This is a genomic window from Novosphingobium sp. G106, from assembly GCF_019075875.1.
Classification (GTDB): domain Bacteria; phylum Pseudomonadota; class Alphaproteobacteria; order Sphingomonadales; family Sphingomonadaceae; genus Novosphingobium.
In genome coordinates this window covers 605,133-631,210 of sequence record NZ_JAHOOZ010000001.1, presented here as the reverse complement: position 1 = coordinate 631,210, position 26,078 = coordinate 605,133, and the positions used below count along the sequence as shown (strand labels likewise).

Annotated in this window: 26 protein-coding genes; 10 read left to right on the top strand and 16 right to left on the bottom strand. The window is 65.2% G+C overall.

The genetic code is table 11. The features are described from left to right. Positions 1-8: 8 nt before the first annotated feature. The 3 genes from KRR38_RS02980 to KRR38_RS02970 form a co-directional block, all read right to left on the bottom strand. Entirely contained in the window at positions 9-371 is a 363-nt protein-coding gene (locus tag KRR38_RS02980; RefSeq protein WP_217398477.1) for a response regulator, read from the bottom strand. Positions 372-496: 125 nt separating this feature from the next. After that, positions 497-1,357 carry an alpha/beta fold hydrolase gene (locus tag KRR38_RS02975; protein ID WP_217398474.1) on the bottom strand — a complete coding sequence of 287 codons (861 nt, stop codon included), beginning with the start codon at positions 1,355-1,357 and terminating at the stop codon, positions 497-499. 132 nt (positions 1,358-1,489) lie between these two features. After that, positions 1,490-2,173, bottom strand: a complete 684-nt coding sequence (locus KRR38_RS02970; protein WP_217398472.1) for a calcium-binding protein — start codon at positions 2,171-2,173, stop codon at positions 1,490-1,492. 246 nt (positions 2,174-2,419) lie between these two features. Here KRR38_RS02970 and KRR38_RS02965 point away from each other — a divergent pair, with 246 nt between their 5' ends. Together KRR38_RS02965 and KRR38_RS35780 are read left to right on the top strand one after the other, a co-directional pair. After that, entirely contained in the window at positions 2,420-3,199 is a 780-nt protein-coding gene (locus KRR38_RS02965; protein WP_217398471.1) for a hypothetical protein, read from the top strand. Positions 3,200-3,383: 184 nt separating this feature from the next. After that, a complete protein-coding gene (locus KRR38_RS35780) occupies positions 3,384-4,202 on the top strand; it encodes a hypothetical protein (protein WP_254514622.1) in 819 nt (272 codons plus the stop codon). Positions 4,203-4,428: 226 nt separating this feature from the next. On the opposite strand, the gene KRR38_RS02955 is transcribed toward KRR38_RS35780, so the two are convergent. Then, positions 4,429-5,277: a nucleoside 2-deoxyribosyltransferase gene (locus KRR38_RS02955; RefSeq protein WP_217398469.1), complete on the bottom strand. Its 849-nt coding sequence runs from the start codon at positions 5,275-5,277 to the stop codon at positions 4,429-4,431. Between the two features lie 80 nt (positions 5,278-5,357). Between KRR38_RS02955 and KRR38_RS02950 the strand changes: the two genes are divergently transcribed. Next, complete coding sequence (locus KRR38_RS02950) at positions 5,358-6,350, top strand: hypothetical protein (RefSeq protein ID WP_217398467.1); 993 nt, start codon at positions 5,358-5,360, stop codon at positions 6,348-6,350. 194 nt (positions 6,351-6,544) lie between these two features. On the opposite strand, the gene lepA is transcribed toward KRR38_RS02950, so the two are convergent. After that, positions 6,545-8,362 (bottom strand): translation elongation factor 4, encoded by a 1,818-nt coding sequence (gene lepA / locus KRR38_RS02945; protein WP_217398465.1) that lies wholly within the window; start codon positions 8,360-8,362, stop codon positions 6,545-6,547. A gap of 64 nt (positions 8,363-8,426) precedes the next feature. Here lepA and KRR38_RS02940 point away from each other — a divergent pair, with 64 nt between their 5' ends. Both KRR38_RS02940 and KRR38_RS02935 read left to right on the top strand, forming a co-directional pair. Next, complete coding sequence (locus tag KRR38_RS02940) at positions 8,427-8,756, top strand: DUF1330 domain-containing protein (RefSeq protein WP_217398461.1); 330 nt, start codon at positions 8,427-8,429, stop codon at positions 8,754-8,756. 105 nt (positions 8,757-8,861) lie between these two features. Next, on the top strand, positions 8,862-9,656 hold the full coding sequence (locus KRR38_RS02935; RefSeq protein WP_217398459.1) for an SDR family oxidoreductase: 795 nt from the start codon (positions 8,862-8,864) through the stop codon (positions 9,654-9,656). A gap of 57 nt (positions 9,657-9,713) precedes the next feature. Here the strand turns inward: KRR38_RS02935 and KRR38_RS02930 are convergent, their stop codons facing one another. The 10 genes from KRR38_RS02930 to KRR38_RS02885 form a co-directional block, all read right to left on the bottom strand. Next, the gene (locus tag KRR38_RS02930) at positions 9,714-10,472 is read right to left on the bottom strand and encodes an SDR family NAD(P)-dependent oxidoreductase (protein WP_217398457.1); all 759 of its coding nucleotides are present in this window, start codon (positions 10,470-10,472) and stop codon (positions 9,714-9,716) included. After that, positions 10,469-10,738, bottom strand: coding sequence for a hypothetical protein (locus KRR38_RS02925; protein WP_217398455.1), 270 nt, complete (start codon positions 10,736-10,738; stop codon positions 10,469-10,471). The genes KRR38_RS02930 and KRR38_RS02925 overlap by 4 nt, the downstream gene beginning before the upstream one ends. Next, positions 10,719-11,255 carry an SDR family oxidoreductase gene (locus KRR38_RS02920; RefSeq protein ID WP_217398453.1) on the bottom strand — a complete coding sequence of 179 codons (537 nt, stop codon included), beginning with the start codon at positions 11,253-11,255 and terminating at the stop codon, positions 10,719-10,721. Before KRR38_RS02920 ends, KRR38_RS02925 begins: the two co-directional genes overlap by 20 nt. Beyond that, positions 11,245-12,063: an SDR family oxidoreductase gene (locus KRR38_RS02915; RefSeq protein ID WP_217398451.1), complete on the bottom strand. Its 819-nt coding sequence runs from the start codon at positions 12,061-12,063 to the stop codon at positions 11,245-11,247. Before KRR38_RS02915 ends, KRR38_RS02920 begins: the two co-directional genes overlap by 11 nt. Before the next feature lie 36 nt (positions 12,064-12,099). Further along, on the bottom strand, positions 12,100-13,977 hold the full coding sequence (locus KRR38_RS02910; protein ID WP_254514621.1) for a CocE/NonD family hydrolase: 1,878 nt from the start codon (positions 13,975-13,977) through the stop codon (positions 12,100-12,102). Positions 13,978-14,042: 65 nt separating this feature from the next. Then, positions 14,043-15,044, bottom strand: a complete 1,002-nt coding sequence (gene egtD / locus KRR38_RS02905; protein ID WP_217398448.1) for an L-histidine N(alpha)-methyltransferase — start codon at positions 15,042-15,044, stop codon at positions 14,043-14,045. A gap of 2 nt (positions 15,045-15,046) precedes the next feature. Next, a complete protein-coding gene (egtB, locus tag KRR38_RS02900) occupies positions 15,047-16,261 on the bottom strand; it encodes an ergothioneine biosynthesis protein EgtB (RefSeq protein ID WP_309140961.1) in 1,215 nt (404 codons plus the stop codon). 89 nt (positions 16,262-16,350) lie between these two features. After that, positions 16,351-17,724 (bottom strand): class II 3-deoxy-7-phosphoheptulonate synthase, encoded by a 1,374-nt coding sequence (locus KRR38_RS02895; protein ID WP_217398444.1) that lies wholly within the window; start codon positions 17,722-17,724, stop codon positions 16,351-16,353. A gap of 87 nt (positions 17,725-17,811) precedes the next feature. Then, entirely contained in the window at positions 17,812-20,703 is a 2,892-nt protein-coding gene (locus KRR38_RS02890) for a pitrilysin family protein (RefSeq protein WP_217398443.1), read from the bottom strand. 279 nt (positions 20,704-20,982) lie between these two features. Then, positions 20,983-21,663, bottom strand: a complete 681-nt coding sequence (locus KRR38_RS02885; protein WP_217398440.1) for an SDR family NAD(P)-dependent oxidoreductase — start codon at positions 21,661-21,663, stop codon at positions 20,983-20,985. A gap of 210 nt (positions 21,664-21,873) precedes the next feature. Here KRR38_RS02885 and KRR38_RS02880 point away from each other — a divergent pair, with 210 nt between their 5' ends. Beyond that, complete coding sequence (locus KRR38_RS02880; RefSeq protein WP_254514619.1) at positions 21,874-22,509, top strand: PEPxxWA-CTERM sorting domain-containing protein; 636 nt, start codon at positions 21,874-21,876, stop codon at positions 22,507-22,509. Between the two features lie 16 nt (positions 22,510-22,525). Here KRR38_RS02880 and KRR38_RS02875 read toward each other — a convergent pair whose 3' ends face one another. Beyond that, entirely contained in the window at positions 22,526-23,566 is a 1,041-nt protein-coding gene (locus KRR38_RS02875; protein ID WP_217398438.1) for an MBL fold metallo-hydrolase, read from the bottom strand. Positions 23,567-23,691: 125 nt separating this feature from the next. Here KRR38_RS02875 and KRR38_RS02870 point away from each other — a divergent pair, with 125 nt between their 5' ends. Genes KRR38_RS02870 through KRR38_RS02855 form a run of 4 tightly spaced genes read left to right on the top strand, consistent with a single transcriptional unit; the run spans position 23,692 to position 25,984 of the window. After that, a complete protein-coding gene (locus KRR38_RS02870) occupies positions 23,692-24,267 on the top strand; it encodes a NifU family protein (protein ID WP_217398436.1) in 576 nt (191 codons plus the stop codon). 28 nt (positions 24,268-24,295) lie between these two features. Continuing rightward, positions 24,296-24,889 carry a malonic semialdehyde reductase gene (locus KRR38_RS02865; RefSeq protein WP_217398434.1) on the top strand — a complete coding sequence of 198 codons (594 nt, stop codon included), beginning with the start codon at positions 24,296-24,298 and terminating at the stop codon, positions 24,887-24,889. A 16-nt stretch (positions 24,890-24,905) separates the two neighbouring features. Beyond that, positions 24,906-25,523: a tRNA (adenosine(37)-N6)-threonylcarbamoyltransferase complex dimerization subunit type 1 TsaB gene (gene tsaB / locus KRR38_RS02860; RefSeq protein ID WP_217398432.1), complete on the top strand. Its 618-nt coding sequence runs from the start codon at positions 24,906-24,908 to the stop codon at positions 25,521-25,523. Positions 25,524-25,552: 29 nt separating this feature from the next. Continuing rightward, the gene (locus KRR38_RS02855) at positions 25,553-25,984 is read left to right on the top strand and encodes a GNAT family N-acetyltransferase (protein WP_217407091.1); all 432 of its coding nucleotides are present in this window, start codon (positions 25,553-25,555) and stop codon (positions 25,982-25,984) included. The last annotated feature ends 94 nt before the right edge of the window (positions 25,985-26,078 follow it).

Here is a 26,078-nt window from a genome sequence, read left to right as displayed (position 1 = left end):
CGGAAAGGCTAGACCACGCTCTGCAGCGCGGCGATCAGTTCGTGCGGCGTGAAGGGCTTGTGGACGTAGACGATCTCTTCGCAGCCGTCGCCCGGCTGGCTGTCGACGTGGCCCGAGGCGACGACGATGCGCACGTCGGGCCAGCGCTCGCGCACCATGTTGGCCAGTTCCAGACCGTCCATCGAGCCGGGCATCGAGACGTCGGTCAGCAGGATCCGCACCGCGACCGGCCCCTCGAGCTCGCGTAGCGCCTCGTCGGCGTTGCTGGCCATCAAGGTGAGAAAACCGGCGCCCTCGGCAAGTTCGCTCTCGTAGAAGCGGACGATGGGCTCGTCCTCGACGATCAGCACGATCGGATAGCTACGCTCCATATCACGCCCCCTCAATTATGGGTTCGGATAGTCGAAATGCGGAGACCCTGTGACAAAAACGACTAACGGCCCGGGTTGGTTCCCGGGCCGTCGTTTACCGTACAAATATTTCAGTTTGCCGTTTCTTAGGCAGTTAGCTCGAGGATCTTCGGCGCGAGCTTCGGCCAGGAGATGAAGAGCGAATGGCCATTGCCGGCGGCGGTGCTGCCCGACTGGTAGTTCCATTCGTCGTCGCGCCACGGCGGATCGAGGTACTGCGCCTGCGGCAACAGCCGCGCGACCCAGTCGCTGGTCGTGCGCGTGTGCGACAGGTCGCTCGAATGGCTGCGGAAGACGATCGCCGGCACACGGATGCGCGCGAAGTCGACCGGCTTCATCCCCGGCACCGGCGAGATGTCCGACGGCTGGTACGAGGTCGCCCAGCGCTGCATGATCTCGATGAACTTGGCCGGATCGAAATTGCGGACATAGTCCTTCGAGGTCGGGCTCATCGCGAAGTTCTCGGCCCAGGACGTCGCGTTCATCACGGCTTCCATGCCGCCGACGCTGCACAGCCCCGCCGCCTCGCCGCAATAGTAGCCGGCAAGCTGCATCAGCCCGATCGGCTCGCCGCTGATCCACCAGAGCGCGAGGTGCGAGCAGATCTCGGGATCGCGCGCCGCGGCGAGCAGCGAGACGCGGCTGCCGCCCGAGCCGCCGATGATCGCCGTCGGCCCGAGGCCGAGGTGGCGGATCAGCCCGGTCAGCGCTTCGGCCTGGTTCTCGCTCTCGCTGAGCCCGCCGACATAGGCGTCGGACTTGCCGCAGTTCGGCCGATCATAGATCAGCGCGCGGCGGCCGCCTTTGGCCAGCTCGAGCGCGAATTCGCGGATGCCCGGGGTGTCCATGTGGAAGCGCCCACCCGGCGTCAGCGCGACGGGCTTGCCGCCCTCCGGCCCGTGCAGCTCGTACTCGATGCCTATTCCGTTGATTGTCGCGCGCGGCATTGGATTCTCCCGTGTTTGTCGGTTTACGGGCACCTTTGAACGCTGGCGCGCGCGGGGCAAGTGCAAAAAGCTGCACTGCCCGCACGCGCCAGCATGGGAGCGAACTGCCGCCTGACGCTCAGAGCAGCCCGATCAGAGCAGGATATCGTTCAGCGTCACCCCGACCGCCTTGTTGAGCTGGATCTGGTAGTCGGGCACGTGGTCGGCATCCAGGTCGATGTTCACCAGCGTGAAGGCCGCGGTCTGCTGGAAGCTGATGTTGTCCGCGGTCAGGCCCAAGCCGGCGAGGTGGATCTTGTCGATGCCGACCTGGAAGTCGGTGATGACGTCACGGTCGGCCACGCCCACGCCGGTCTCGTCGAGCGAGTAGTAGAAGAAGGTGTCGGCATCGGCGCCGCCGGTCATCACGTCCTTGCCCAGGCCGCCGGTGAGGAAGTCCATGCCGTTGCCACCGACCAGCGTGTCGTTGTCGCCGCCGCCGGCGAGGTCGTCGTCGCCGTTGCCGCCGTTGAGCACGTCGATGCCGTTGCCGCCCGCCAGCCGGTCGCGGTCGTCGCCGCCGAACAGCTTGTCGTCGCCTTCGCCGCCATTGAGGATGTCGATGCCCGCGCCGCCGTTGAGCGAATCGTTGCCGTCGCCGCCGAACAGCGAATCGTTGCCGGTATCGCCGAACAGGTCGTCGTCGCCGAAGCTGCCGTAGATCTTGTCGGCGCCGTCCTTGCCGTGGACCGTGTCGTCACCGTCGAGCGCGAAGATCTGGTCGTCGCCCGCCGTGCCGTTGAGGATGTCCGAATCCGTCGTTCCCGTAATTTTCATCGCAATTCTCCGCTGCCAAGGGTCTTCTCGTGAAGATCCACCAAGCCCCAGAATGCCTTACCGGACGCCCATGGCACTTGGCTGACAGATTGGCGAAAGCCCCGCCGCCAAGGCCGTGATATGGTTAACTTATCGGCTAACCAACCGCCGCCCTGTCCCTCGCCGCAGGCCGCGAACGCCCGGACGGAACGCGGTTCCCTGCCGCCCCGTTTTGCCCTTAGGAACCCGCGGGGCCGGGAGGACACAGTGACGAATTCGCCGAAGCAGCCGACATCAACGCCAGCCAGTACATCCGCGCCGACGATCGCCTACCGCATGGCCGATCTGCCGCGGCGCCCGGCGACGCTCGCGCCCAATCCCTACCTCGGCCCGCACTTCCAGGAGCCCGAGGTGTCCCCCGAGGCCGAGCCCACCGCCCCGGCCGTGCCGCTCGACCCCGTCTCCCACCTCGCGGCCGAGCTCAGCCGCACGCTCCAGCTTTCGCGCGCCGGCGCGCTCGGGCTCACCCGGCTGCAACTCGCGATCAAGTGCGGCGACCGCCACGCGGCCATGGCGGCGATGGACCGGCTCCACGCGGTCGACGCCGAGATGGAGCGCATCGTCGAACGCCTCCCCCAGCCGGGCACCGAGAACCCCGCCCACGCCGAATGGCAGGCCATCGCCCGCCACCTCGCCGACCAGAAGCTGTCGCTCGCTTTCGAGAAGCTCGCCATGGTCAGCGAGATCAGCGGCCCCGACATGGTCTCGCGGCCTAAATCGGATTACGGGGCTCACGGCTTCCGCCAGCCCGAGCCGCGCCGCACGCCGCAGTCGGCGGAAGACGAGGCCGCCGGAACCTCCAACGTCTACCCCCTCGTGCGCGCCGAGACGCCGCGCGACTCCGACGAGCCCCCGCTCGCCGATTGGCCCCGCCTCCCCGCGGTCCAGCCGACCGAGTGGAACGGCATCCCCGCCTGGCTGATCGGCCTGCTGCTCGCCGTGCTCGTCATGGTCGCGATCGGCACGGCCCTGGCGACCATGGCCTGACAGGCCCACCCCTGCCCCCTCCCGCAAGCGGGAGGGGGAGCCAGCGCTAAAACTCCCCCCTCCCGCTTGCGGGAGGGGTTGGGGGTGGGCCCTTCCCTCCTTCGGGGCCCTTCTCCACTTTCCTACATCCCCCAACCCATGCCAGGCTCCCGAGCTATCCCCACACCGCCGGAGCCTCCGCCCGATGATCGACCACAGCCGCCAAAAGAACAAAAAGGGTACAATACCCGCGTTCACCCCCGTCCCCCGCCACTACAACCGCCACGACGGCTGGACGCCCGAGCGCCAGCGCGGCTTCATCGAAGCGCTGGCCGATACCGGCAGCGTCAAGTCCGCCGCCCACGCCGTCAACATGACCCCCGAAGGCGCCTACCTGCTGCGCCGCCACGAACAGGCGGGCGAGTTCCGCAAGGCCTGGGACGCCGCGCTCGCCTGCGGCGTCCAGCGGCTCGAGGACATAGCCATGGATCGCGCCCTCAACGGCGTCGAGGTGCCCGTCTATTCCTACGGCAAGCTCATCGGCACCCGCCGCAAGTACAACGACCGCCTGCTGATGTTCCTCCTGCGCAACCGCGCGCCGAAGCGCTTCGGCGAGGGCGGCGCGCACAAGGAGAACGCCTACACCCGCCAGCAGCTCGAAAAGCTCAAGGCCGAGTGGCGCCACGAATGGGAGACCGAGAAGCGCACCGAATCCGAGGCGGTCGTCGAGCGCCTCAACCGCAAGCTCGACCTGATGGCCGAACGCCGCCGCGCCGACATGAGCGCCGAGGAAAGGCGCCTGGAAGCCGAACTGGACGCCGCCCGCAAACGCCGCCTCGCCCTGCCCGGGCCAGCGGAGGCGGATGACGATGCCGCCGACGTCGAGGAGGCCGATTTCGAAGACGCCCCCGCCGAGCCCGCAGCGCCGACCGCCCCGGAGGAGCCGGCGAGCCACCGCACGGTCTCGATCAAGCACGGCTGGCCCGATGATGGGCGGGCTACGCCGTTTAGGGGCAGGTGGTGAGAGGGAGGATCATGAGGGGGGCCATTGCCCCCCTCGCCCCCGTTACCTTTGGCGAGGTGTATCCACGAAACCCCAGCCCCAACAACCTCCGTCGCCCCTGCGAAGGCAGGGGCCAACCAAGCTCCCCCCTTAAACGAAAGATGCGGGAACGCGCCGTCATCTAGACCCCTGCCTCCGCAGGGGCGACGGATGCGCGTTCATGACGCGGATATTATATCCGCCAATATCAGAATGGGAATTCCTCTACCTCGCATTTTACATCAATCTGCTCTTTGAAGGCGCCTTCAGAAGTAAATATCTCAAGTGTCAAAAATCCTGAGAGCGTATACTTTTCCTTAAGCTCATCTCCCGACCATTTCGACCAGACATTTTTTGTCCCCTCAACCTTAATTTGCGCCCACGCACCGGGAGACAACCTTGGAACTGGAGATTTAATAAAATGCCTCAACTGCTTATCTTTGATATGGCTTGGAGATGATGGACATTCCTCTCCAGCTTGTTTAAATTTCCACCTTTCTCCAGTATATAGATAAATAGCCTCTATTTCTGGAGATTTCATTTTTGTTTTATTGTTTATATCAAAAACAAATTCCACCTGAGCCTCAGCCGAATAAGAATTTTTTATTAATTCACCGTCAGGCGCCTTTAACTCAACTGTAAACGAATTTGTACTTTGCTTTTCCCGCTCTCGCTTTAACCATTCAATTTCTTTTAGGAGTCTTTCTTTTAGCGTCTGAATGGACCCATTATATATAATATGACGATGGTGGCGCAGGTCGAACGGAATGTCATCTGCAGTTTGGGTCAAGAGGGTGCAGAGTTTGCCGCGCGCATGAGCATAGCCCACTTCGTAGAAAACGTTTGGATTCCGCCCGGTCATATCGGCGATCACAAAATCGGCGGTTTCGATCTGTCGATAAATACGCTCCAAGATCGTCTCGGAGAATGTCTGCTCATCAACCCGTTCAGCGATAACACCACATTCCGTCGCTGCGGCCTGTATGCCGAGCTTATATATGTCAGCGAAGCTTTCTTCGAATGGCATTAGAACAAATGCGGACGGCTTCACCGCCAAGACGAATCTCCTCCACGGCAAACCGCGTTGGTCAACGTTAGAAGATTGAACGGTGTCCGCACAATGATCATAACCGTCGAATGTCTGACCTGACAGAAACAGCCTGCAAATTCCTGGAGAGCCTGCAACGTCTCGACCTTTCGATGCTCCTACGTCACTGCCAAGCGTCGATCGAAGAAGTCGACGTCGGCACATGGGAAATCGACATACTCGAAGACGCCGTGGTCGTTCGCGCTCCGAAGCTGATCGCGGACGCAATGAAAGCACTCCCGCATGAAGATCGGAAGCGGATCGCCGAAGCCGTCTCCAGCCTTCATTGGAAGACTTTCGATAAGATCACTGTTCTAGCTGACCACGCCGCCGCTGTGCGGGGCGCACCGGCGCTGCTGGCCGAGCTGCTGATTCAACGCGCCGTAATGATCTCCGTCGCAACCGGCGGTGAGCGTATTCAGGACGTGAACGACTACTATCGGGCGCGGGAAGTGCGCATTCGCCAAACCCTTCCGCAAGGCGTCGCATACGAGAACCCATATGAAGACCTGTGGGCATGGTATCACTACTGGAGCGAACACTTCGGCCAATACCGGGAACGAAGGCAGCATGTTCGCCAACTTTTTGGCGCTGCTATTGAGGCAATCGCAAAACAATCATCACTGCCATCAGAACCCCGAGAGGCGACTGGATGGGAGCGCGTCGACCGTGCTTTGGCGAAGGCTCGTGATCAACTCGAATTGGCCAAAGCCGAAGAAGACTTCCAAGCAATCGGCCTGATTTGTCGGGAAGTCATCATATCTCTGGCGCAAGCGGTCTATGATCCGCAAATCCACGAATCGCTTGATGGGGTTACTCCAAGCGAAACGGACGCGAACCGAATGCTTGAAGCGTATATCGGACATGTCTTTCCTGGTGCCAGCTACAAGGAATTGAGGGCGCATGCTCGCGCGTCGCTTGCGTTAGCACTGAACCTCCAGCACCGCCGAACCGCTACCCGGCAACTTGCCGCATTGTGCGTGGAAGCGACTGCATCGACCAGTGCAGTTGTCTCGATTATCTCGCGAGCCCACTCCAACTGAAGGTGGCCGGGAGGTTGGCCCGGACCTGCAATAGCCTACTAAATCTTTTATTTTATTAAAGAAATTTCGGCAACGAGAGACTAGAACCCGCTCCCGGGAGCGCGAGGGCGATGGCCCTCGCATTCAATTCCGCTTCTGTCGCGCAGCAGCTTCTAGTCTACCGTTGCTACGCAACGTCACCTAGGCGCCTGTGGCTATTCCTCACCCATTCTCAGCGCCGCGATAAACGCCTCCTGCGGGATCTGCACGTTGCCGTACTCCCGCATCCGCGCCTTGCCCTTCTTCTGCTTCTCCAGCAGCTTCTTCTTGCGGCTGATGTCGCCGCCGTAGCATTTGGCGGTCACGTCCTTGCGCATCGCGGCGATGGTTTCGCGGGCGACGACCTTGCCGCCGATCGCGGCCTGGATCGGGATCTTGAACAGGTGGCGGGGGATCAGGTCTTTCAGGCGTTCGCACATGTGGCGGCCGCGTTCTTCGGCGACGCCGCGGTGGACGATCATCGACAGGGCGTCGACCGGCTCGTTGTTGACGAGGATCGACATCTTGACGAGGTCGCCTTCGCGCAGGCCGATCTGCTCGTAATCGAAGGAGGCGTAGCCGCGGCTGATCGACTTGAGGCGGTCGTAGAAGTCGAAGACGACTTCGTTGAGCGGCAGTTCGTAGTTCACCTGGGCGCGGCCGCCGACGTAGGTGAGGCCGGTCTGGATACCGCGGCGGTCCTGGCAGAGCTTGAGGATCGAGCCGAGGTATTCGTCGGGCGTGTAGATCGTCGCCTTGATCCAGGGCTCGTCGATCTGTTCGATGCGGCTGGGATCGGGGTAGTCGGCCGGGTTGTGCAGCATGATCTCGCGCGCGTCATCGGTCTTCGATTTGCGCAGCTGGATGCGGTAGACGACCGAGGGGGCGGTGGTGATGAGGTCGAGGTCGTATTCGCGGGTCAGGCGTTCCTGGATGATCTCGAGGTGGAGCAGGCCGAGGAAGCCGGCGCGGAAGCCGAAGCCGAGCGCGGCGCTGCTTTCCATCTCGAAGCTGAACGAGGCGTCGTTGAGGCGCAGCTTGGCGATGGACTCGCGCAGCTTCTCGAAATCGGCGGCGTCGACCGGGAACAGGCCGCAGAACACCACGGGCTGGACTTCCTTGAAGCCTTCGAGCGGCTCGGTGGCGCCGCCTTTGACCGTGGTGATCGTGTCGCCGACCTTGGCCTGGGCGACTTCCTTGATCTGCGCGGTGATGAAGCCGATCTCGCCGGCGCTGAGTTCGCTGAGCTGTTCGAGCTTGGGAGTGAAGCAGCCGACGCGGTCGATCAGGTGTTCGGTGCCGCCGGCCATGAACTTGACCTGGAGGCCCTTGGTGATGCGGCCATCGATCACGCGCACGAGGATGACGACGCCGAGGTAGGGGTCGTACCACGAGTCCACGAGCATGGCCTTGAGCGGGGCCTTTTCGTCGCCCTTGGGGGGCGGGATCTTCTTGACCACGGCCTCGAGCACTTCGGCGATGCCGATACCCGACTTGGCGCTGGTCATCACCGCCTCGGAGGCGTCGATGCCGATGATTTCCTCGATCTCGTGGCGGACCTTTTCGGGTTCGGCGGCGGGGAGGTCGATCTTGTTGATGACGGGGACGATCTCGTGGTCGTGCTCGATCGACTGGTAGACGTTGGCCAGCGTCTGCGCCTCGACCCCCTGGGCGGCGTCGACCACGAGCAGCGCGCCTTCGCAGGCGGCGAGGCTGCGGCTGACCTCGTAGGCGAAGTCGACGTGGCCGGGGGTGTCCATGAGGTTGAGCTCATAGGTTTCGCCGTCCTTGGCCTTGTATTGCAGGCGGACGGTCTGGGCCTTGATGGTGATCCCGCGCTCTTTCTCGATATCCATGTTATCAAGGACTTGTGCGCTCATCTCGCGCTCGGTCAGGCCGCCGGTGAACTGGATCAGGCGGTCCGCCAGGGTCGACTTGCCATGGTCGATATGTGCGATGATGCTAAAGTTGCGGATTTTCGAGCGTTCGGTCATGCCGCGCCCTTAGCGACACCGGGCCGAACTGTCAGCCCCCGCCCCAGCGAAAGGGAAACCTAGCATGCCGATCTATCTGATCTCCGATGTCGGCCCCGTCGCACCCGAAGCGCAAGCGGCGTGGGACGCGTACATCGCCAAGGCCCCAGCCACGATCGCCCAGTACGGTGGCCGCTATCTCGCCCGCGGCGGGAAGATCGGCGTCATCGAGGGCGACTGGTCCCCGCTCGCCATCGTGCTGGTCGAATTCCCCGACCGCGATGCCGTCGACCGCTGGTACGCCTCGCCCGAATATGCCGAGGCCCTAGCTATCCGCGGCTCCGCGCTCCACCGCAACATGATCGTCGTCGAAGGCACCACCGAAGGCGGCTTCGCGCAGGTCGTGCGGACCTGAGCCACGCCCCTGCGATGGAATCCGCGAAGCCTTCGACACGGCCTGCGGCTTGAGCTAGGCGCGTGTCACCAGTTTGATTCGCCCATAAGCCGGGAGATTTGCCTCATGAAAATCGACAATACCATCGCCGCCGTCGTCACCGGCGGTGCCTCGGGCCTCGGCCGTGCCAGCGCGCAGGCGCTCGCCGCCGCGGGCGTCAAGGTCGCCATCTTCGACATCAGCGAAGAAGCCGGCGAAGCGTTCGCCAAGGAAATCGGCGGCGTGTTCTGCAACGTCAACATCATGGACGAGGCCAGCGTCGAAGCCGGCTTCGCCAAGGCCCGCGCCGCGCACGGCCAGGAGCGCGTCGTGGTGCACTGCGCGGTCGTCGCCGGCGGCGGCAAGACGATCTCGTTCGACAAGACCACGGGCGGCTACAAGCGTACCGCGACCGAGCAGATCGCGAAGTCGGCCGAAGGTATCTGGGTCGCCTCCTACCGCGTCGCCTCGATCGCCGCGCTGGGCATGGCCAATGCCGATCCGCTCAACGACGACGGCGAGCGCGGCGCGATCATCTTCACCTCGTCGGCGGCTTCGCAGGACGGCCAGATCGGCCAGGTCGCCTATGGCGGCGGCAAGGGCGCGGTCAACGCCATGGTCCTACCGATGGCGCGCGACCTGATGGACCTCGGCATCCGCGTCAACGCGATCCTGCCCGGCACGTTCGCGACGCCGCCGATGCTGCGCGTCAAGGAAATGAACGAGGCGGTGTTCAACGGCCTCGGCGCCGCGGTGCCCTTCCCCAAGCGCCTCGGCAAGCCCGAGGAATTCGCCAGCCTGGTGATGGAACTGACGCGCAACACCTATTTCAACGGCCAGCTGATCCGCCTCGACGGCGCGATCCGCATGCCGCCGAAGTAGGCGCGGCAACGCCGGAAATAGCGAGGGGCCGCGTGAAAGCGCGGCCCCTTTTTCGTATCAGGTGATCGAGAAACCGCCGTCGACGCAGATCGTCTGGTTGGTCGCATAGCGCGCCATCGGCGTGGCGAAATAGAGCACGGCCGAGCCGATGTCGCGCGGCTCGCACATGCCCAGCGGCGGACGGCGGTTGCCGGGGCCCACGGGCGGCGGACCCTCAGCACCGATCGCGCCGGGCGTTCCCACGCCGCCAGGGAGCACCGTGTTCACCGTGATGCCGTGCTCGGCGAGTTCCATCGCGCTCGCCTGGGTCAGCGCCGCGAGCGCACCCTTCGAGGCGAGATAGGCCGAGAGGCCGTGGACCATCTGGCCGATCAGGCCCGAGCTGGCGACATTGACGATCCGTCCGCCCCGCCCCGCCGCGACCATCGCCTTGCCGATCTCGCGGATCATCAGGAACGGCCCACGCGCGTTGACCGCATTGTTGCGTTCCCAATGCGCGACGCTGCCTTCGAGCAGCAGCTCGCGGTGCTGGAGGCCCGCGTTGTTGACCAGCACCCAGGGCGTGCCGTGCTCGGCGACGATCTCGGCACAGGCGGCGACGACCGAAGCCTCGTCGGCCAGGTTGACCGCGACCGACGCCGCCTTGTGCCCGGCGCCTTTCAGCGCATCGGCCTGGTCCGCGGCGCGCGCGGCGTCGATGTCGGCGATGACCACCGTCGCCCCGGCCTCGGCCAGCAGTTCGGAAATGCCGACGCCGATGCCGCTGGCACCGCCGGTGACGACTGCGAGTTTTCCCGCGAGATCGAATGCGCTCATTTCTTCAGGGTAGCCTCGCGCGGCGGCGTTGAGAAAGCCCGGATTGCTTCGCCCCGGCGATCTACCACGGAACGCTGTCGTGCGCGTTCGACATTGGCTTCATCGCCGGCGATCTTGATCGGGCCGTTGGCGATATTGTCGAGCCCCTGCTGCGCGACATCCTCGGGCGCCTGGGCGTGGGTCAGGTCCATGCCGAGCCGCGCCATGGCCGGGGTCGCGGTGAAGCCGATGTTGAGGTGCAGCACGTCAACGCCGAGCGGCTGCATCTCGGCCCAGAGCCCTTCGGTGAAGACCCGGCTGAACGCCTTTGAAGCGGTGTAGGCGACCAGCGAGGGGGGAGCCCATGTAGCCGCTCAGCGATCCGGTCAGAATGATCCCCCCGCGCCCGCGCTTGGCCATGGCCGCGCCGTAGTGCCGAGTAAGGTTAGCCTGGCCCAGCACGTTGATCGCAATGACCGACTGGGTCACTTCCTCAGGCAGCTCGACGAAGTTACCGCGCGTGTTGTTCGCGCCGGCGTTGTAGATCAGCAGACCGACCTCGATGTCGTCGGTCACTTCGCGCAGTCGGTCGAGCACGTCGGGCTTGCTGAGATCGGCCGACAATATCCGCACCTCGGTTCCGCCCGCGCGCAGTTCGGCGGCGAGCTCTTCGAGCGGCCCCGGCTTGCGCGCCGACAGCACGAGCTTGAAACCCTGCGCAGCCAGCTTGCGTGCAAAGGCCGCGCCGACGCCTTCCGAGCCCCCGGTGATCAGCGCCCAGGGGCCGTATTTCTCAAGATCCATTAGCGAGTTCTTCCTGTTCGATGGCCGCCTTGCCGGTATCCTCGCGCGGCCCGATCTGGAAAGCGCGCACGGTCTCAGCGCGGTTTTCCACGATCGAAGTCCGCTTCGCCTGTTCCAGATTACCCTTGGTGCTGACGATCCAGACCGGCCCGTTGGCGATGTTATCGAGGCCTTCGCGCGCGACGTTCTCGGGCGCTTCGGCATATTCGATCGGCAGGCCGAGCCGCGCCATCGCCGGAGTCGCAGTGAAGCCGATGTTGAGATGCAGCACGTCGACGCCCAGCGGCTGGCATTCGGCCCAGAGCGCCTCGGTGAAGACCCGGCTGAAGGCCTTGGCGGCGGTATAGGCGGCCAGCGTGGCCGAGCCGAGATAGCCGCCGAGCGAACCCGTGAGGATGATGCCGCCGCGCCCGCGCGCGATCATCGGCGCACCATAATGGCGGGCGAATTCGGTCTGGCCGAGCACGTTGATCGCGATCACCGAGTCCGGCACTTCGCGCGGCAGTTCGATGAAGTTGCCGCGCGTGTTGTTGGCGCCGGCGTTGTAGACGAGCAGGCCGATCTCGATGTCGTCAGTCACGGCCCGAACGTGATCGAGCACGTCGGGCTTGCTGAGATCGGCCGACAGCACGCGCACTTCGGCGCCCTTGCCGCGCAGTTCTGCGGCCAGTTCCTCGAGCGGCTCGGGCTTACGCGCCACCAGAACCAGCTTGAAGCCGTCGGCCGCGAGTTGCCGTGCAAAAGCTGCGCCGACACCTTCCGAGCCCCCGGTGATCAGGGCCCAGGGACCATATTTTGCAAGATCCATTATAGCTTCCTCTCCGACCGGCCTTTCCCGGCCGGCTCAATCCTTTGTCACAGGCAGCCAGACGGCGCTCGCGGCATCCCCCCCGCGGTAGATCGTCTGAGTCGCTTTGACATAGTCGCCGGGCTTGGCGTCGAAGACAACCGGAACCCAGCTTTGCGGATTGCGGTCGTAGAGCGGGAAAAGGCTCGACTGGACCTGCACCATGATCCGGTGGCCCGGCAGGAAGACATGGTCGACGTTGGGCAGCGACCACTGGAACGTATAGGGCTTGCCCGGATCGAGCGGCGCCGGTGTGGAGAAACCGCCGACGTAGCGCCCGCGAAAAATCTCGATGCCGATAGGCAGCTGATAGCCGGCCATCGTCGGATCGCGCGTGTTTTCCCGCGGATAGACGTCGATCAGCTTGACCACCCAATCGGCGTCGCGGCCGCTGGTGGCGGCGTGCAGCTCTACCCGCGGCGCGCCCTTGATGTGCAGTGGCCTGTCGAGCACCGGCCCGGTATAGCTCAGCACGTCGGGCCGCCCGTCGGCGAAGCGTTGGTCGTGGACCAGCCAGGTCTTCCAGTCGTCGCCATCGAGATGCACCGGGCGCGGGCGCATCGGCACCGGCTTGACGGGGTCAGACACGTAGTCGTCCGACGACGCCTCCCCGGGCTTCTGGAACGAGAGGCCGAACTGGGGGGCCAGGTAGAGCGGCTGCTCGGCGCCGTCGGGCCAGCGCTGCGAAGTCTCCCAGCGGTCGGCGCCGGTCGCATAGGTGATCACCGGCGGTGTCTGGCAGGGCGGCGGATTGGTCTTGAGCCGGCAGTCGAGGAAGGGCTTCATCCAGCGGCTGCGGAACTGCTCCGCGGTATCGCCCTCGAACTTCAGCGGACCGAGCGTCGTCCCGTCGTAGTTGACCCCCGAATGCCGCCAGGGGCCGATCGCCAGGTGGACCATCTGTCCGTCGGGATCCTGCGGCTTCAACGCCCGATAGACCGCCGGGGCGCCATAAGAATCCTCCTGGTCCCACTGCCCGACGACGAGCAGGATCGGCACCGTCAGCTTGCGCGCCGCCAGCAGTTTGTCGAGCGCCTGGCCCTGCCAGTAGTCGTCGTAGGTGGGATGCTCGAGCACCTTGCGCACGGCCGGCATGTCCTCGATGCCCCATTTGCGCACGATGTCACGCGTCGAGCCGGTCTCAAGATAGGTCTCGTATTCGTCGACCATGCTGCCGACCGGCAGCGGGCCGCCTCCGCGCGCCGCGGTCTGAGCCAACAGGTAGTCAAAGGAAAAAGGGCGGAATGCGCCGTTGTGGAACCAGTCGTCGCCCTTCCAGCCATCGACCATCGGGCTCTGCGGCACCGCCGCCTTGAGCGCCGGATGCGGGTCGATCAACGCCATCAGCGTGGTGAAGCCGAGATAGGACGAACCGATCATGCCGACCTTGCCGTTGGTTTCGGGCACGTTCTTCACCAGCCAGGCAATCGTGTCGTAGGCGTCGGTCGAATGGTCGACCCTGGTCTTGTTCAGCGGCCCGCGCAGCGGGCGGGTCATGACATATTCGCCTTCGGACCGGTCCATCCCCCGGACGTCCTGATAGACCCGGATATAGCCGTCATTGACGAAGTCAGCGTCGGTGATCGGCAGGATCTCGGTGATAGTCTGGCTGCGGTTGCGCGCCGTGGTCGAGGCTGCATTGTAGGGCGTGCGGCTCAGCAGGATCGGCGCGTCGCGCGTGCCCTTGCGAAAGACGATGACGGTGAACAGTTCGGCACCGTCCCGCATCGGCACCATGACCTCGCGCCGTACGAAATCGGCCTGCGGACGCACCCAGTCGTAACTGCCGACCTTGTCGTTCTGGATCGGGTCCGTGCCCAATGCTGCGGACTTGTTGTGCGCAGCATGGAGCGGCGAAGCGGCGAGAACTCCCAAGAGAAGCCCCGCGATTATTTTGCGCAAGGTCACCCCGACAAGGCTTAACCCGCGCGCTGGCGCGGTCAAGCAGTGATCGCTTCTTCGCGAGCCCTGGCGAGTACCACCATGAAACGGTTCTGGCTGTCGGTGTAGTGCGCGAAGGGCTGCCAGTGCCCGGCGAGCAGCAACTGGGTGGCGCTGCGCAGGTCGTACTTGTGGCTGTTCTCGGTGTGGATCGTCTCGCCGGCGCGCATCGCGAAATCCCGGCCGCAGATCTCGAAGGCGATGTCGTGCGTCGCTTCGAGATGCATCTCGATCCGCGCCTGCTCGTCGTTCCAGACGATCCTGTGCCGCAGCGCCTCCACCGGGATCGTGCCGCCGAGCTCGCGGTTGATCCGCGCGGCGACGTTGAGGTTGAACGCGGCGGTCACGCCGGCGGTATCGTCGTAGGCGGCGGTCAGGACCGAACGGTCCTTGATCATGTCCATGCCGATCAGCAGCATGCTGTCTTCGCCCAGCGTCGCGCGCATGGCACGCAGCAGGTCAACGGCCTGGGCCGGGCCGAGATTGCCGATCGTCGAGCCGGGGAAGAAGCCGAGCGCGGGGCGCCCTGCCACCGTTTTGGGCAGGACCAGCGGATGGGTGAAATCGCCCTCGACCGGAACGATCGGGAGGTCCGGATAACGCACCGCTAGCCCCTCGCAGGATTCGCGCAGGAAATCGCCCGAGATGTCGATGGGCACATAACTCGCAGCCGCGATGCAATCGAGCAACAGCGGGGTTTTAGCAGTGCTGCCGGCGCCAAATTCGACCACCGCGCGGCCCGCGCCGACATCGGCGGCAATCTGGCCGCAGCGCTCGCGCAGGATCTCGATCTCCGCGCGCGTCGGGTAATATTCTGGCAGCCGGGTAATTTCCTCGAACAGCTCGCTGCCCTTGCGGTCATAGAACCAGCGCGCCGGGATGACCTTCTGGGGCCGGGCCAACCCGGTCAGCACGTCGCAGCGGAACTGTGCGTGGAGGCCATCGTCGGGAGCCTCGATCAGATCGCGTTCGGCCAAGGAGCATTCAGCGAGCAGCGCCATGATCAGATATCCTTGGCCAGGCGCAGGCCGGTGAACTGCCAGCGCTGGTGGGGGTAGAAGAAATTCCGGTAGCTGGCCCGCGAATGGCCGCGCGGCGTCGCGCAGCTCGCGCCCTTGAGCACGAACTGGCCGCTCATGAACTTGCCGTTGTACTCGCCCACCGCGCCTTCGGCCGGGCGGAAGCGGGGATAAGGCAGATAGGCGGAGCGGGTCCATTGCCAGCAATCGCCGAACAGGCTGGCCGAGCCCGTGGGCAGGACTGCGCGCGCTTCATCCAACTGGTTGCCGGCCGCGGCATCATGCCCCTGCCCGATCGCTTCCCACTCGAACTCGGTGGGCAGCCGCGCCCCGGCCCAGGTCGCGAAGGCATCGGCCTCGTAATAGGAGACATGCGTCACGGGCGCTGCGGGATCGCGATCCTGCCACCCCGCATGGGTAAAGCTTTCGCCCTCGTGCCAATAGAGCGGCGCGGCGATCTTCTCCTGCTGGACCCAGGTCCAGCCATCGGACAGCCAGAGCGCGGGGGTGCGGTAGCCGCCATCGGCAATGAAGGCGGCCCATTCGGCATTGCTCACCAGTCGATCCGCCAGCGCGAAAGGTTCGAGCAGCACGCGGTGCGACGGCCCTTCGTTGTCGAAGGCGAAACCCTGGCCGGCGTGGCCGATCCGGGCGATGCCGCCGGGATGCTCGATCCAGCCCGTCTCGCCGCCTGAGCCTGCGCCCGGCGAAGCGAGCGCATAGGCCGGTCCGAGCGGATTGCTCCACAGCGCGTGCTTGACGTCGGTGAGCAGCAGTTCCTGATGCTGCTGCTCGTGCGCCAGCCCCAGTTCGATCAGCCCGGCCAGCTCTGCGCGACCCAATAGCGCCGCCATCGCGTCATCGACATGCGCGCGATAGGCCAGCAGTTCGGACACAGCCGGACGCGCGAGCATGCCGCGCGCGGCGCGTGGATGGCGCGGCCCTTCGGCTTCGTAATAGGAATTGAATAGGAAGGGCCAGCGCTCGTCGAACAGCCGATAGCCGTCGAGATGATCGCGCAGGAGGAAGGTCTCGAAGAACCAGGTGGTATGCGCCAGGTGCCACTTCGCCGGTGAGGCATCGGGCATCGACTGGAGCGTAGCGTCGGCGTCAGACAGCGGCGCGACGAGCGCTTCGCTCAGCGCCCGGACGGCACGATACGAATCGACGCGATAGCTGTCGGCAAGAGCAGCCCCCACCTCGGTGTCCTCCCGGATCGCGCCTCCGTGCATGGAGAGCCTAACACGCCAACCCGTGTCAGGCTCCCATGAATTTGCAATAGTTAGTTTTACGCCGCCTGCCGCGTGCGCTCTGTCGCCTCGAGGTTCAGCATGTCGGCGAGCAGGAAAGCCAGCTCGATCGACTGCGCGGCATTGAGACGCGGATCGCAATGCGTGTGGTAGCGGTCGGCCAGCCCTTCGTTGGTGATGGCGATCGCGCCGCCCGTGCATTCGGTCACGTCCTGGCCGGTCATCTCGATATGGATACCGCCGGCGTGGGTGCCCTCGGCGCGGTGAACGGCGAAAAAGCCGCGCACTTCGTTGAGGATACGGTCGAACGGACGCGTCTTGTAGCCGGTGTTGGTCTTGATGACGTTGCCGTGCATCGGATCGCACGACCACACCACCGGATGACCTTCGCGCTTCACCGCGCGTACCAGCTTGGGCAGGCCTTCCTCGACCTTGTCGTCGCCGAAGCGGCTGATCAGCGTCATCCGGCCCGCCTCGCGGCCCGGGTTCAGCGTGTCGAGCAGCTTGAGCAGCGCGTCGGGCTCGAGGCTCGGGCCGCACTTCATGCCGATCGGATTGCCGACGCCGCGGAGGAACTCGACATGGGCCGAACCTTCGAAGCGGGTGCGGTCGCCGATCCACAGCATGTGTGCCGAGCAGTCGTACCAGTCGCCGGTCAGCAGATCGCGCCGGGTCAGCGCCTGCTCGTACTGCAGCAGCAGCGCCTCGTGGCTGGTGTAGAAGCTCGTTCCCTGAAGCTGCGGCACGGTCTGCGGATCGACCCCGCAGGCCTGCATGAAGTCCAGCGCCTCCCCGATACGGTCGGCGAGATCGGAGAACTTGGCCGCCCAGGGGCTGCGACCGATGTGGTCGAGCGTCCACTGGTGCACCTGGCGCAGGTTGGCATAGCCGCCATGCGCGAAGGCGCGGATCAGGTTCAGCGTCGCGGCCGATTGGCTATAGGCGCGCAGCATCCGCTCGGGATCGTTCTTGCGGGTGGCCGCATCGAACTCGACGCCGTTGATGATGTCGCCGAGGTAGCTTGGCAGCTCGACGTCGCCGATCGTCTCGGTCGGCGCCGAGCGCGGCTTGGCGAACTGGCCGGCGATACGCCCCAGCTTCACCACCGGCTGCTTGCTGGCGAAGGTCAGCACGACCGCCATCTGCAGCAGCACGCGGAACGTGTCGCGGATGTTGTCCGGATGGAACTCGGCGAAGCTCTCGGCGCAGTCGCCGCCCTGGAGCAGAAAACCGCGGCCCGCGGCGACTTCGGCAAGGTCATGCTTAAGCGCACGCGCTTCGCCGGCGAAGACCAGCGGCGGAAACTTCGTCAAGGTCGCCTCGACCTCGCCCAGTTTCGCGGAATCGCCATAGGCGGGCAGATGCCGTGCCTCTTGCGCCTTCCAGCCGTCAGGTGTCCAGTTACTCGCCACGTCAAAACACTCCTTATGCAGGCCGCGCGCCATAGCTGCCGCACGCGGCAATTGCAAAAGCTGGATTTCCGCCCAGTGTGATCGATATTACCGCACGGCGGGGGTTGCCGGTGCTCCAGTCTGCTGCTGCGGCAGCACCGCCAGGCGCCAGCTTTTGCCCGGCTGCAGATAGCGCGCCGCCAGTTCCTGCATCTCGGCCGGGGTCGTCACGGTATAGTCGTGCAGGATCGAACGGATACCGGCTACGCGCGACGGATCGGCCGTCGCCCCTTCGAGCTGGTACATGAAGAAGGCGGCGCTCGTCGAAGCGCGGGTTATGCGCTGACGCAGCGGTTCGACCACCCGCTCGAGTTCATCGGCAGTGACGGGCTTGGCGACGAGGTCGGCCGCGATCTCCTGCGCCGTGGTGAAGAACGCCGACACCCCATCGGGCTGGAGTTGCGCCATGGCCGTTATCGAGCCGCCGCTGTCGAGATCGAGCGGCCAGGTCGAATAGACCTGCGGCGCATAGCTGGCGCCGAGCTTCTCGCGCATCGCCTGCAGCAGCCGGTCGGTGAAGAGCTGGGTCAGGATCTCGATCTTGCGCGACTCGGTGATGCCGATCGAACCGCCGCCGGTCGGCCAAGAGACGACCGCCGCAGCCTGATTGGCATCGCCGCGATGGGTCAGCACGACGGGCTGGCCATTGCCGGCAGGGAAGCGAGCCGTGGCCGGTGCCGTATCCTTGGGCAGCGGCAGACGCGTCTTCAGCGCGCCGAAGGTCCGTTGCAGAGCAGCGATCGTCTCGACACGGTCGAAATCGCCATAGACCTGGACTTCGATCGGGCCATTCGCCAGTGCGCGCGACCAGACCTTCTTGAAGCCATCGACAGTAGCCTGGTCGAGCTCGGCGGGCGGCGGCATACGGAAGCGAGGATCGCGATCGCGCTGGAGGTACTTGAGATCGCGCTCCAGCACGCCCTGCGGCGATGTCGCATAGGTCTCGTACTGCAGCCGCGCGGCAGCCTTGGCACGCAGCACCGGGTTGGCATCCCAGCGCGGCATCGCGAACTTGGCAGCGAAGATATAGAGCTGATCGGCGAGATCGGCCTGGCGGGTGTCCGCCGAGAATTCGAAGGCAGCATCCTCGATACTGAAATCGAAACCCATCTTGCGGCCCGTGGATATCCGATCGAGTTCCTCCTGGCCGAGCGTGCCCTCGCCCGAGCCGACCAGCGCCATCTGGCCGAGCGCGATATAGGGCGCATCACCCGAAGCGAACGAGCGATAGCCGCCGCCGAAGCGAACCTTGACCGCGACGCGGCCCGGCTCGTCCTGGGTCGGCCACATCATGACTTTCACGCCGTTGGCGAACTCGATCTGCTCGATGCCGAGCAAGCCCATCGGTGCGAGGGCGGTAAGCCTGCCGGGCTCACCGATCGGCGGCATCTCGTCGAAACGGATCGGCTTGCCGGCAAGCCGCACGCTGGCGTCGCCCGTGACCGGCGTCAGCAAGGCCTGGCGCAGCGCCCCTGCGTCGCCTTCGCCGGACTTCGGCGTCACTAACAGCGCACGGGTCACCGTGCCTTTGAAGAGCTTGCGCGTGTGATCGAGCACGGCCTGCGGGGTGAACAACAGTTTCGACTTCTGGAAGATGCTGAGCACGGCGTCGGGCGCCGCAACGGTCTCGCGAATGTCGAGCGCGTTGATCAGGTCGTCGGCCACGCGCGAACCCGGCAGCAGCTTGTATTGCTCGACCGGGGTCTGGAAGGCGACTTCCATTTCGGCGATTTCGCGGTCGATCTCCTCCTGCGACGGCGGCGTGGCCAAGGCGTCGGCGATCACTGCGCGCACGTCCTTCACCGCCGCCTGCCAGTCATCGCCGAGCGGCGTCACCGAGACGAAAGTGCCGTCGACCGAGCGGCTGACATTGTCCTGGCTGACCTGGGCGACGAGGTAGCTGCCGCCCGCCCTCGCCTTGGCCTCGAGCCGACGGTTGATGATCGCCTGGGCCAGGCTGTCGGTCATCAGCCCCTGGTTATAGACGATCGTATCGTTGACCTTTCGCCAGGGGCGCAGGATCGCATAGGAAATGTTGCGCGGCAGATCGGGCTCGACCAGCACCTGCGTCTCGCCGACCGGATTGGCTGGATCGGCATCCTTGGGCGCGACGGGATCGCCATAGCTGGGCGCCGAGGTCGGCTTGCCGGCGACTTTCCAATCGGCGAACCACTTCTTGATCAGCGCCGCGCTTTCAGCCGGCGAGATATCGCCCGCGACGACGATGGTGGTGGTCTCGGGCCGGTACCAGCGCGCATGGAAGGCGCGGACAGCGTCCTGATGCGCGCCGTTGAGCGTCGCCACGGTGCCGATCGGCGCGCGGCTCGCCAGCGGTTGGCCCGCGTAGAACACCTTGCGGCTGGCATCCTGCACGCGCTGTGCCGCACCGCCGCGCTCGCGCATCTCGGCCAGCACGATCGGCACTTCGGTGCGGATATTGGCTTCGCTCAGCGTCGGCGCGGTGACCATGCCCGAGAGCAGCTTGAAGCTTTCATCGAGCGCGGCCGGCGTCGCATTGGGCAGGTCGAGCTTGAACACCGTATGCGTCGGCGTGGTCTCGGCATTGGTATCGTTGCCGAAGCTCGCGCCGAGCCGCTGCCAGGTGGGGATCGCCTCGCCATTGCCCAGATACTTCGACTGGCGGAACAGCAGGTGTTCGAGGAGGTGGGCGAAACCCTGTTCCTCATCGGTCTCGTTGAGCGAGCCGGCGTCGATGTTGATGCGGATCGAGACCTGGCCCGGAGGCACGCCGTTGTTGCGCACGGCATAGCGCATCCCGTTGGACAATTCGCCGAAGGTCCATTCGCGATCGGGCGGAACGTCGCTGCCCTTGTAGAGCCACGGAACCTGCTCCTTGGCCGGTGCGGGAGCCGCAACCGGAAGCAGCAGGAGCGGGAGCAAACAGGCGAGCGTGCGGGAGAAGCGCGAGAGCAGTATCATCGCGGCCGGATATAGGGAGGCCAGCGATTAAGGACCAGTGAATAGGCGGGGGTCCGTGATTTTCCCGAACTTCGCGATCTTCACACAAATGGCGCGTGGAGATTCTGTACGGTGAGTCGGCTGCGCGCAGGCTTTCACGCCTGATTTCAGAGAGAGAGGACGATTTCAAAGAACGGCCGCGATTTTCACAGAACTTGTCTGTGTAGGACAGCCCAGATCGCGTCAGATCGCAGCAACCTCCCCGTCCCACTGCGCGGAACAGGGAGGATCCGCATGGCCTCACCCGTTGCGCGTCACCGGGATCAGCGCGCCGGTCACGCCGCGCGCGGCCGGCGAGGCGAGGAACAGGATCACGTCGGCGATCGCTTCGGCCTTCACCCAGCCCGAGGTATCGGCGTCGGGCATGTCGGCGCGGTTGGTCGGCGTATCGATGATGCTCGGCAGGATGGCGTTGACCGTGACGCCGGTGCCGCCAAGTTCCTCGGCCAGGGCTTCGGTCAGCCGGTGCACGCCAGACTTTGAGGCAGTGTAGGCGCCCATGCCCATGCCGGCCTTGATCGCGGCGCCCGCACCGATGTTGACGATGCGCCCGTGATCCGCAGCCTTCAGCGCGGGCAGCGCCAGCTTGGTGATCGTCGCGTTGGTCATCAGGTTCATCGCCTGCATCCGCGCCCAGCTGTCGAGGGTGCCCTCTTCCAGGGTCTCCCAGGTGAAGCCGCCGGCGACGTTGACCAGCACGTCGATCCCGCCATGCGCCGCCGCGACCTTGTCGAGCGCGGCCGCGGTGGCATCGCTGTCGGTCAGGTTCACCCCGCCGATGTCGAGCGAGCCGGCCAGCGGCGCGGCCGGGCTGGGTGCGAAATCGACGCGCGCGACCTTGTCGCCCTGCCTGGCGAAAGCCTCGGCAACCGCCTGCCCCAGAACCCCGAATCCGCCGGTAACGATGATCGAACGCGCCATGTCTCTGTCTCCTTTGCCGAGGGCTTTATCGCGGGAAGGAGCGATTGGGAATTGGGCGCAGGCGGAACGATGGCAGATCGAGTCCTGCTCAATCCCTCTCCCGAGTACGGCTTAACCGCCCGACAATCATTAGCGGTTAAGGTAACGACCGATACGGGCCCGATCTGCCGAACGGGCCGCAAAATCTCGCAGCCGGGACAAGGGATCAGAATGAACAAGTTGAAGGCATCTGCCGCATCGACGGCTCTTTCGTTGCTCACGCTCGCCATGCCGGCTTCCGCTGCGACCATTATCAATTTCAACGGCACGGTCGGGACGCTGACCGCTGGTCAGAGCCTGGCCAACGATGCCGGAACCTATACGAGCGGAACGACGCCTTACATCTTCCTCGAGAAGACGATCGTGAACGGTCTGACGACCCAGCAGATCTTCCTGTTTCACTTCGACTCCCCTGGCAACAACGGCGGCGATGTTGCGGGCACGTTCCAGATCAAGCTCGATGCCGGCTCGAACGTCGTCTCGATCCTTCCCAACTCGCTGAGCGCTCTCGATGCGCAGGACGCGCAATACGGCGTCGCCGGGGTGAGCTATCCCACCGGCACCGCCGGCCGCGGCCTCGAAGGCAACGACAGCTTCAGCCTCGGCGCCCTGGCCAACAACCTGCAGACGATCAGCTACAACCTGCGCGGCAACGGCAACAACATCGACGAGGTCCGTTTCTCTGTAGCGCGAACTGCAGCGGTCCCCGAGCCGGCGACCTGGGGCATGATGATCGTCGGCATCGGCCTGGCGGGAGGCGCGTTGCGCCGGCGGCAGCGCCGGACCGTCGCCTACGACCTCGCCTGATCGTTACGCCTGATAATTACGGGGAGCTCTGCTCCACCGGATAACCGCTCTCGCGCCAGACGGCCATGCCGCCGTCGAGCGCCGCGGCGCGCGCGAAACCAAGGTCGCGCAGGGTAGCGGCGGCGAGCGTCGAGATCTTGCCGAATTCGCAGATGGCGAGAATCTCCACGCCGGGATCGGGCAGGATGTCGTTCACCCGCAGCTCGAGCTGGCCGCGCGGCAGGTGGATCGCGCCGGGGACATGGCCGGCCGCGAAGGCCTCCTTCTCGCGCACGTCGAGCATGATGAAGTCGTTCGGCCGCGCGTCCAGGCGGTGGCGCAGTTCTGCCATCGACAGGAACGGAACCCGTGCGCCGGCTTCGGCCAGGAGCTGGCGGACGGTCTTGCCGCCCGACATGTTGGTCCGCAGCGCCTCTGTCAGGTGGGTCGGCGCCGACAGGTTCAGGCTGTTCATCAGTTCGACGAAAGCCACGCGCTCGCTCTTGGCCAGGCGGGGATTGGCCGCCCGTTCGGCGCCGATGGTGGTGTTGTCGCGGCCCTTGTAGTCGTGCGCGGGGAAGACCAACGTCTCGTCGGGCAGCGCCAGCAGCTTGCCGAACAGGCTGTCGTAGAGCTGGTCGGGATCGCCGCTCGGCAGATCGCTACGGCCGGTGCCGCCGATCAGCAGAGTGTCGCCGGTGAACACCCGATCCTCGACATGGACCGCCATCAGATCGCGCGTGTGCCCCGGCGTGTGCAGGATCTGTATCCGCATCACCCCCAGCGGCAGCGAGTGGCCGTCCTCGACATGCAGGTCGACATAGGGCGCGGGCGAGAAGCGGTGCATGACGATCGGCGCGCCGAAATGGTCGCGCAGCGCCCGCGCGCCGGAAAAATGATCGGCATGGGTGTGCGTGTCGATGATGTAGCGCACCCGCAGGCCCTGCTTGCCGACCTCGCCGATGTAGCGGTCGACCAGATCGAGCGCGGGATCGATGATCGCCGCGGCGCAGGTCTCCTCGCAGCCGAGGATATAGGACTTGCATCCCTCGCCGTCGCGGAAGAGCGCGAAGAACATGGGCTGGCCTCCCTGTGTACCAAATGATGCATACCACGCGCCGGGCGCGAAAGGAACGCGGACCGGCCCGGCAGCGCGCACGCGGCCCTTGACCCGCCTTAGACATGGCCTACATGCCTTCCATCATGTTCATCGAAACCGAAACCACGCCGAACCCGGCGACGCTCAAGTTCCTTCCCGGCCAGCAGGTCATGACCGCGGGCACGCGCGAATTCACCACCGAGGAGGACGCCGCCGCCTCGCCGCTGGCCGAAGCACTGTTCTCGCTGGGCGACGTGACGGGTGTGTTCCTCGGGCGCGATTTCGTCTCGGTGACCGCCGGCGAAGGCGTCGACTGGAGCGGACTCAAGCCGCAGGTCGTCTCGATGCTGCTCGACCATTTCGTCTCCGGCGCCCCTTTGTTTGCGGACGCGGGTAACGGCATCGCCGTGCCGCCGCCCGAGGACGACGAGATCGGCAGCGATCCGGCCGATGCCGACATCGTCGACCAGATCAAGGAACTGATCGAAACGCGCGTGCGCCCTGCGGTGGCCAACGACGGCGGTGACATCATCTATCGCGGCTTCCGCGAAGGCGTGGTCTATCTGACGATGCAGGGCGCCTGCTCGGGCTGCCCTTCGTCGAGCGCGACGCTCAAGCAGGGGATCGAGGGGCTCTTGAAGCACTACGTTCCCGAGGTCACCGAAGTCCGCGCTGCCTGATCTCCACAAAGCCTTACCGGAGGCCCGAATGTCCCAGCCGCTCGACGATGCCGCGCTCGACCAGTTGTTCCGCACCGCGCGCACGTACAACGGCTACCTCGACAAGCAGGTCAGCAGCGAACAGCTTCACGCGATCTGGGACCTGATGAAATTCGGGCCGACCTCGGCCAACATGCTGCCCGCGCGGATGATCTGGTGCACCACGCCGGAAGCCAAGGACAAGCTGGCCGCGCTTGCCTCGGGCACAAACGGGGACAAGATCCGCAAGGCGCCGGTGACCGTCATCATCGGCACCGACCTGCACTTTCACACCCGCCTGCCGGAGCTTTTCCCGCACGCGCCGCAGATCGCCGACGTCTTCGCCAACCATCCCGATCGCGAGGTCATGGCTCTGCGCAATTCGTCGCTGCAGGGCGGCTATTTCATCCTCGCCGCGCGCGCGCTGGGACTCGATACCGGACCGATGTCGGGCTTCGACAACGCCGCGGTGAACGCCGCCTTCTTCGCCGATACGCCGAACGTCGAATCGAACTTCATATCGACGCTGGGCTACGGCGATCCGGCGACGATCTTCGATCGGTCCCCGCGGCCCGACTTCGATACCTTCAACACCATCCTGTGATCCCCCGTGAGTCGCGATGCTGACGCTGGCGATCGATAGCGCGACCGAAGCCTGCTCTGTCGCGCTGTTCGACGGCGAGAGGCTGGTCGCGGGCGACTATCGCACGCTCGGGCGCGGTCATGCCGAACAGCTCGTGCCTATGATCGCCGCGTTGCCGGGAGGCGGCCGCGCCGACCGCATCGCCGTGGCTCTCGGGCCCGGCAGCTTCACCGGAGTGCGGGTCGGCCTCGCCGCGGCGCGGGCGCTGGCTTTCGCTTGGGGGGCAGACCTGGTTGGCTATCCGACGCTGGACCTCGTCGCCGCCATGGCCCGGGCGCAGCGCGGCGGTCCGCTCGCCGTGGCGACGACCGGAGGCCACGGCGAATGGTTCGTCGCGAGCTTCGACGCCGCGGGCGCCGTGACCCGCCCCCTCGCTTCGCTGACGCCGACCGAGGCAGCCGCGACGTGCAGCGAAGCATTAGTCGCGGGCAGCCAGGCCGAGGCGCTGGTCGCGGCACGCGGTTCGGGCGAGGCACTGCCGCTGCTGCCCGATGCCCGCGCACTGCCGCTGCTGCCGCCGGCGGCCCTGACCGGCGAAGTCCACCCGCTCTACGGCCGGGCGCCCGATGCCAAGCTCCCGCAGGCACGCCCGTGATCCCGCCGCTCGACGATCTCGACCGGTTGATGGCGGTCATGAACTCCGCCTTCGACCCACTATACGGCGAGGCTTGGACACGGCGGCAGGTCGAGGATGCGTTAGTCATCGGCAATTGCCACTACCAACTCATCTCGCCGAGCGGAGACGATCCCCACGATGGTACGCCAGCCGCCGGCTTCTACCTTTCGCGCCACGGTTTCGAGGAAGAGGAGCTTCTGCTCTTCGCGATTGATCCGGCCTGGCGGCGTCGCGGCCTCGGCCTCTCCCTCCTTCGCGAATTCGCCGATGCCGCCCGGAACCGCGGCGCGCGCCGGCTGCTGCTCGAGATGCGGCGCGGCAATCCCGCAGAGACGCTCTATCGCCGCTTCGGTTTCGCCCCGATCGGCGAGCGCCCCAACTATTACCGCAGCCGTGATGGGCAAACCATCGATGCGATCACATTCAGTTTCGACATGTGAAAAGTAACCATTCGATGAGACTGCCAACCTAGGTTAGTAGTTAACCTCGATAGTCCCAAATACGGAGAAATTGCCACTTGTGTTGGCCCGAGGC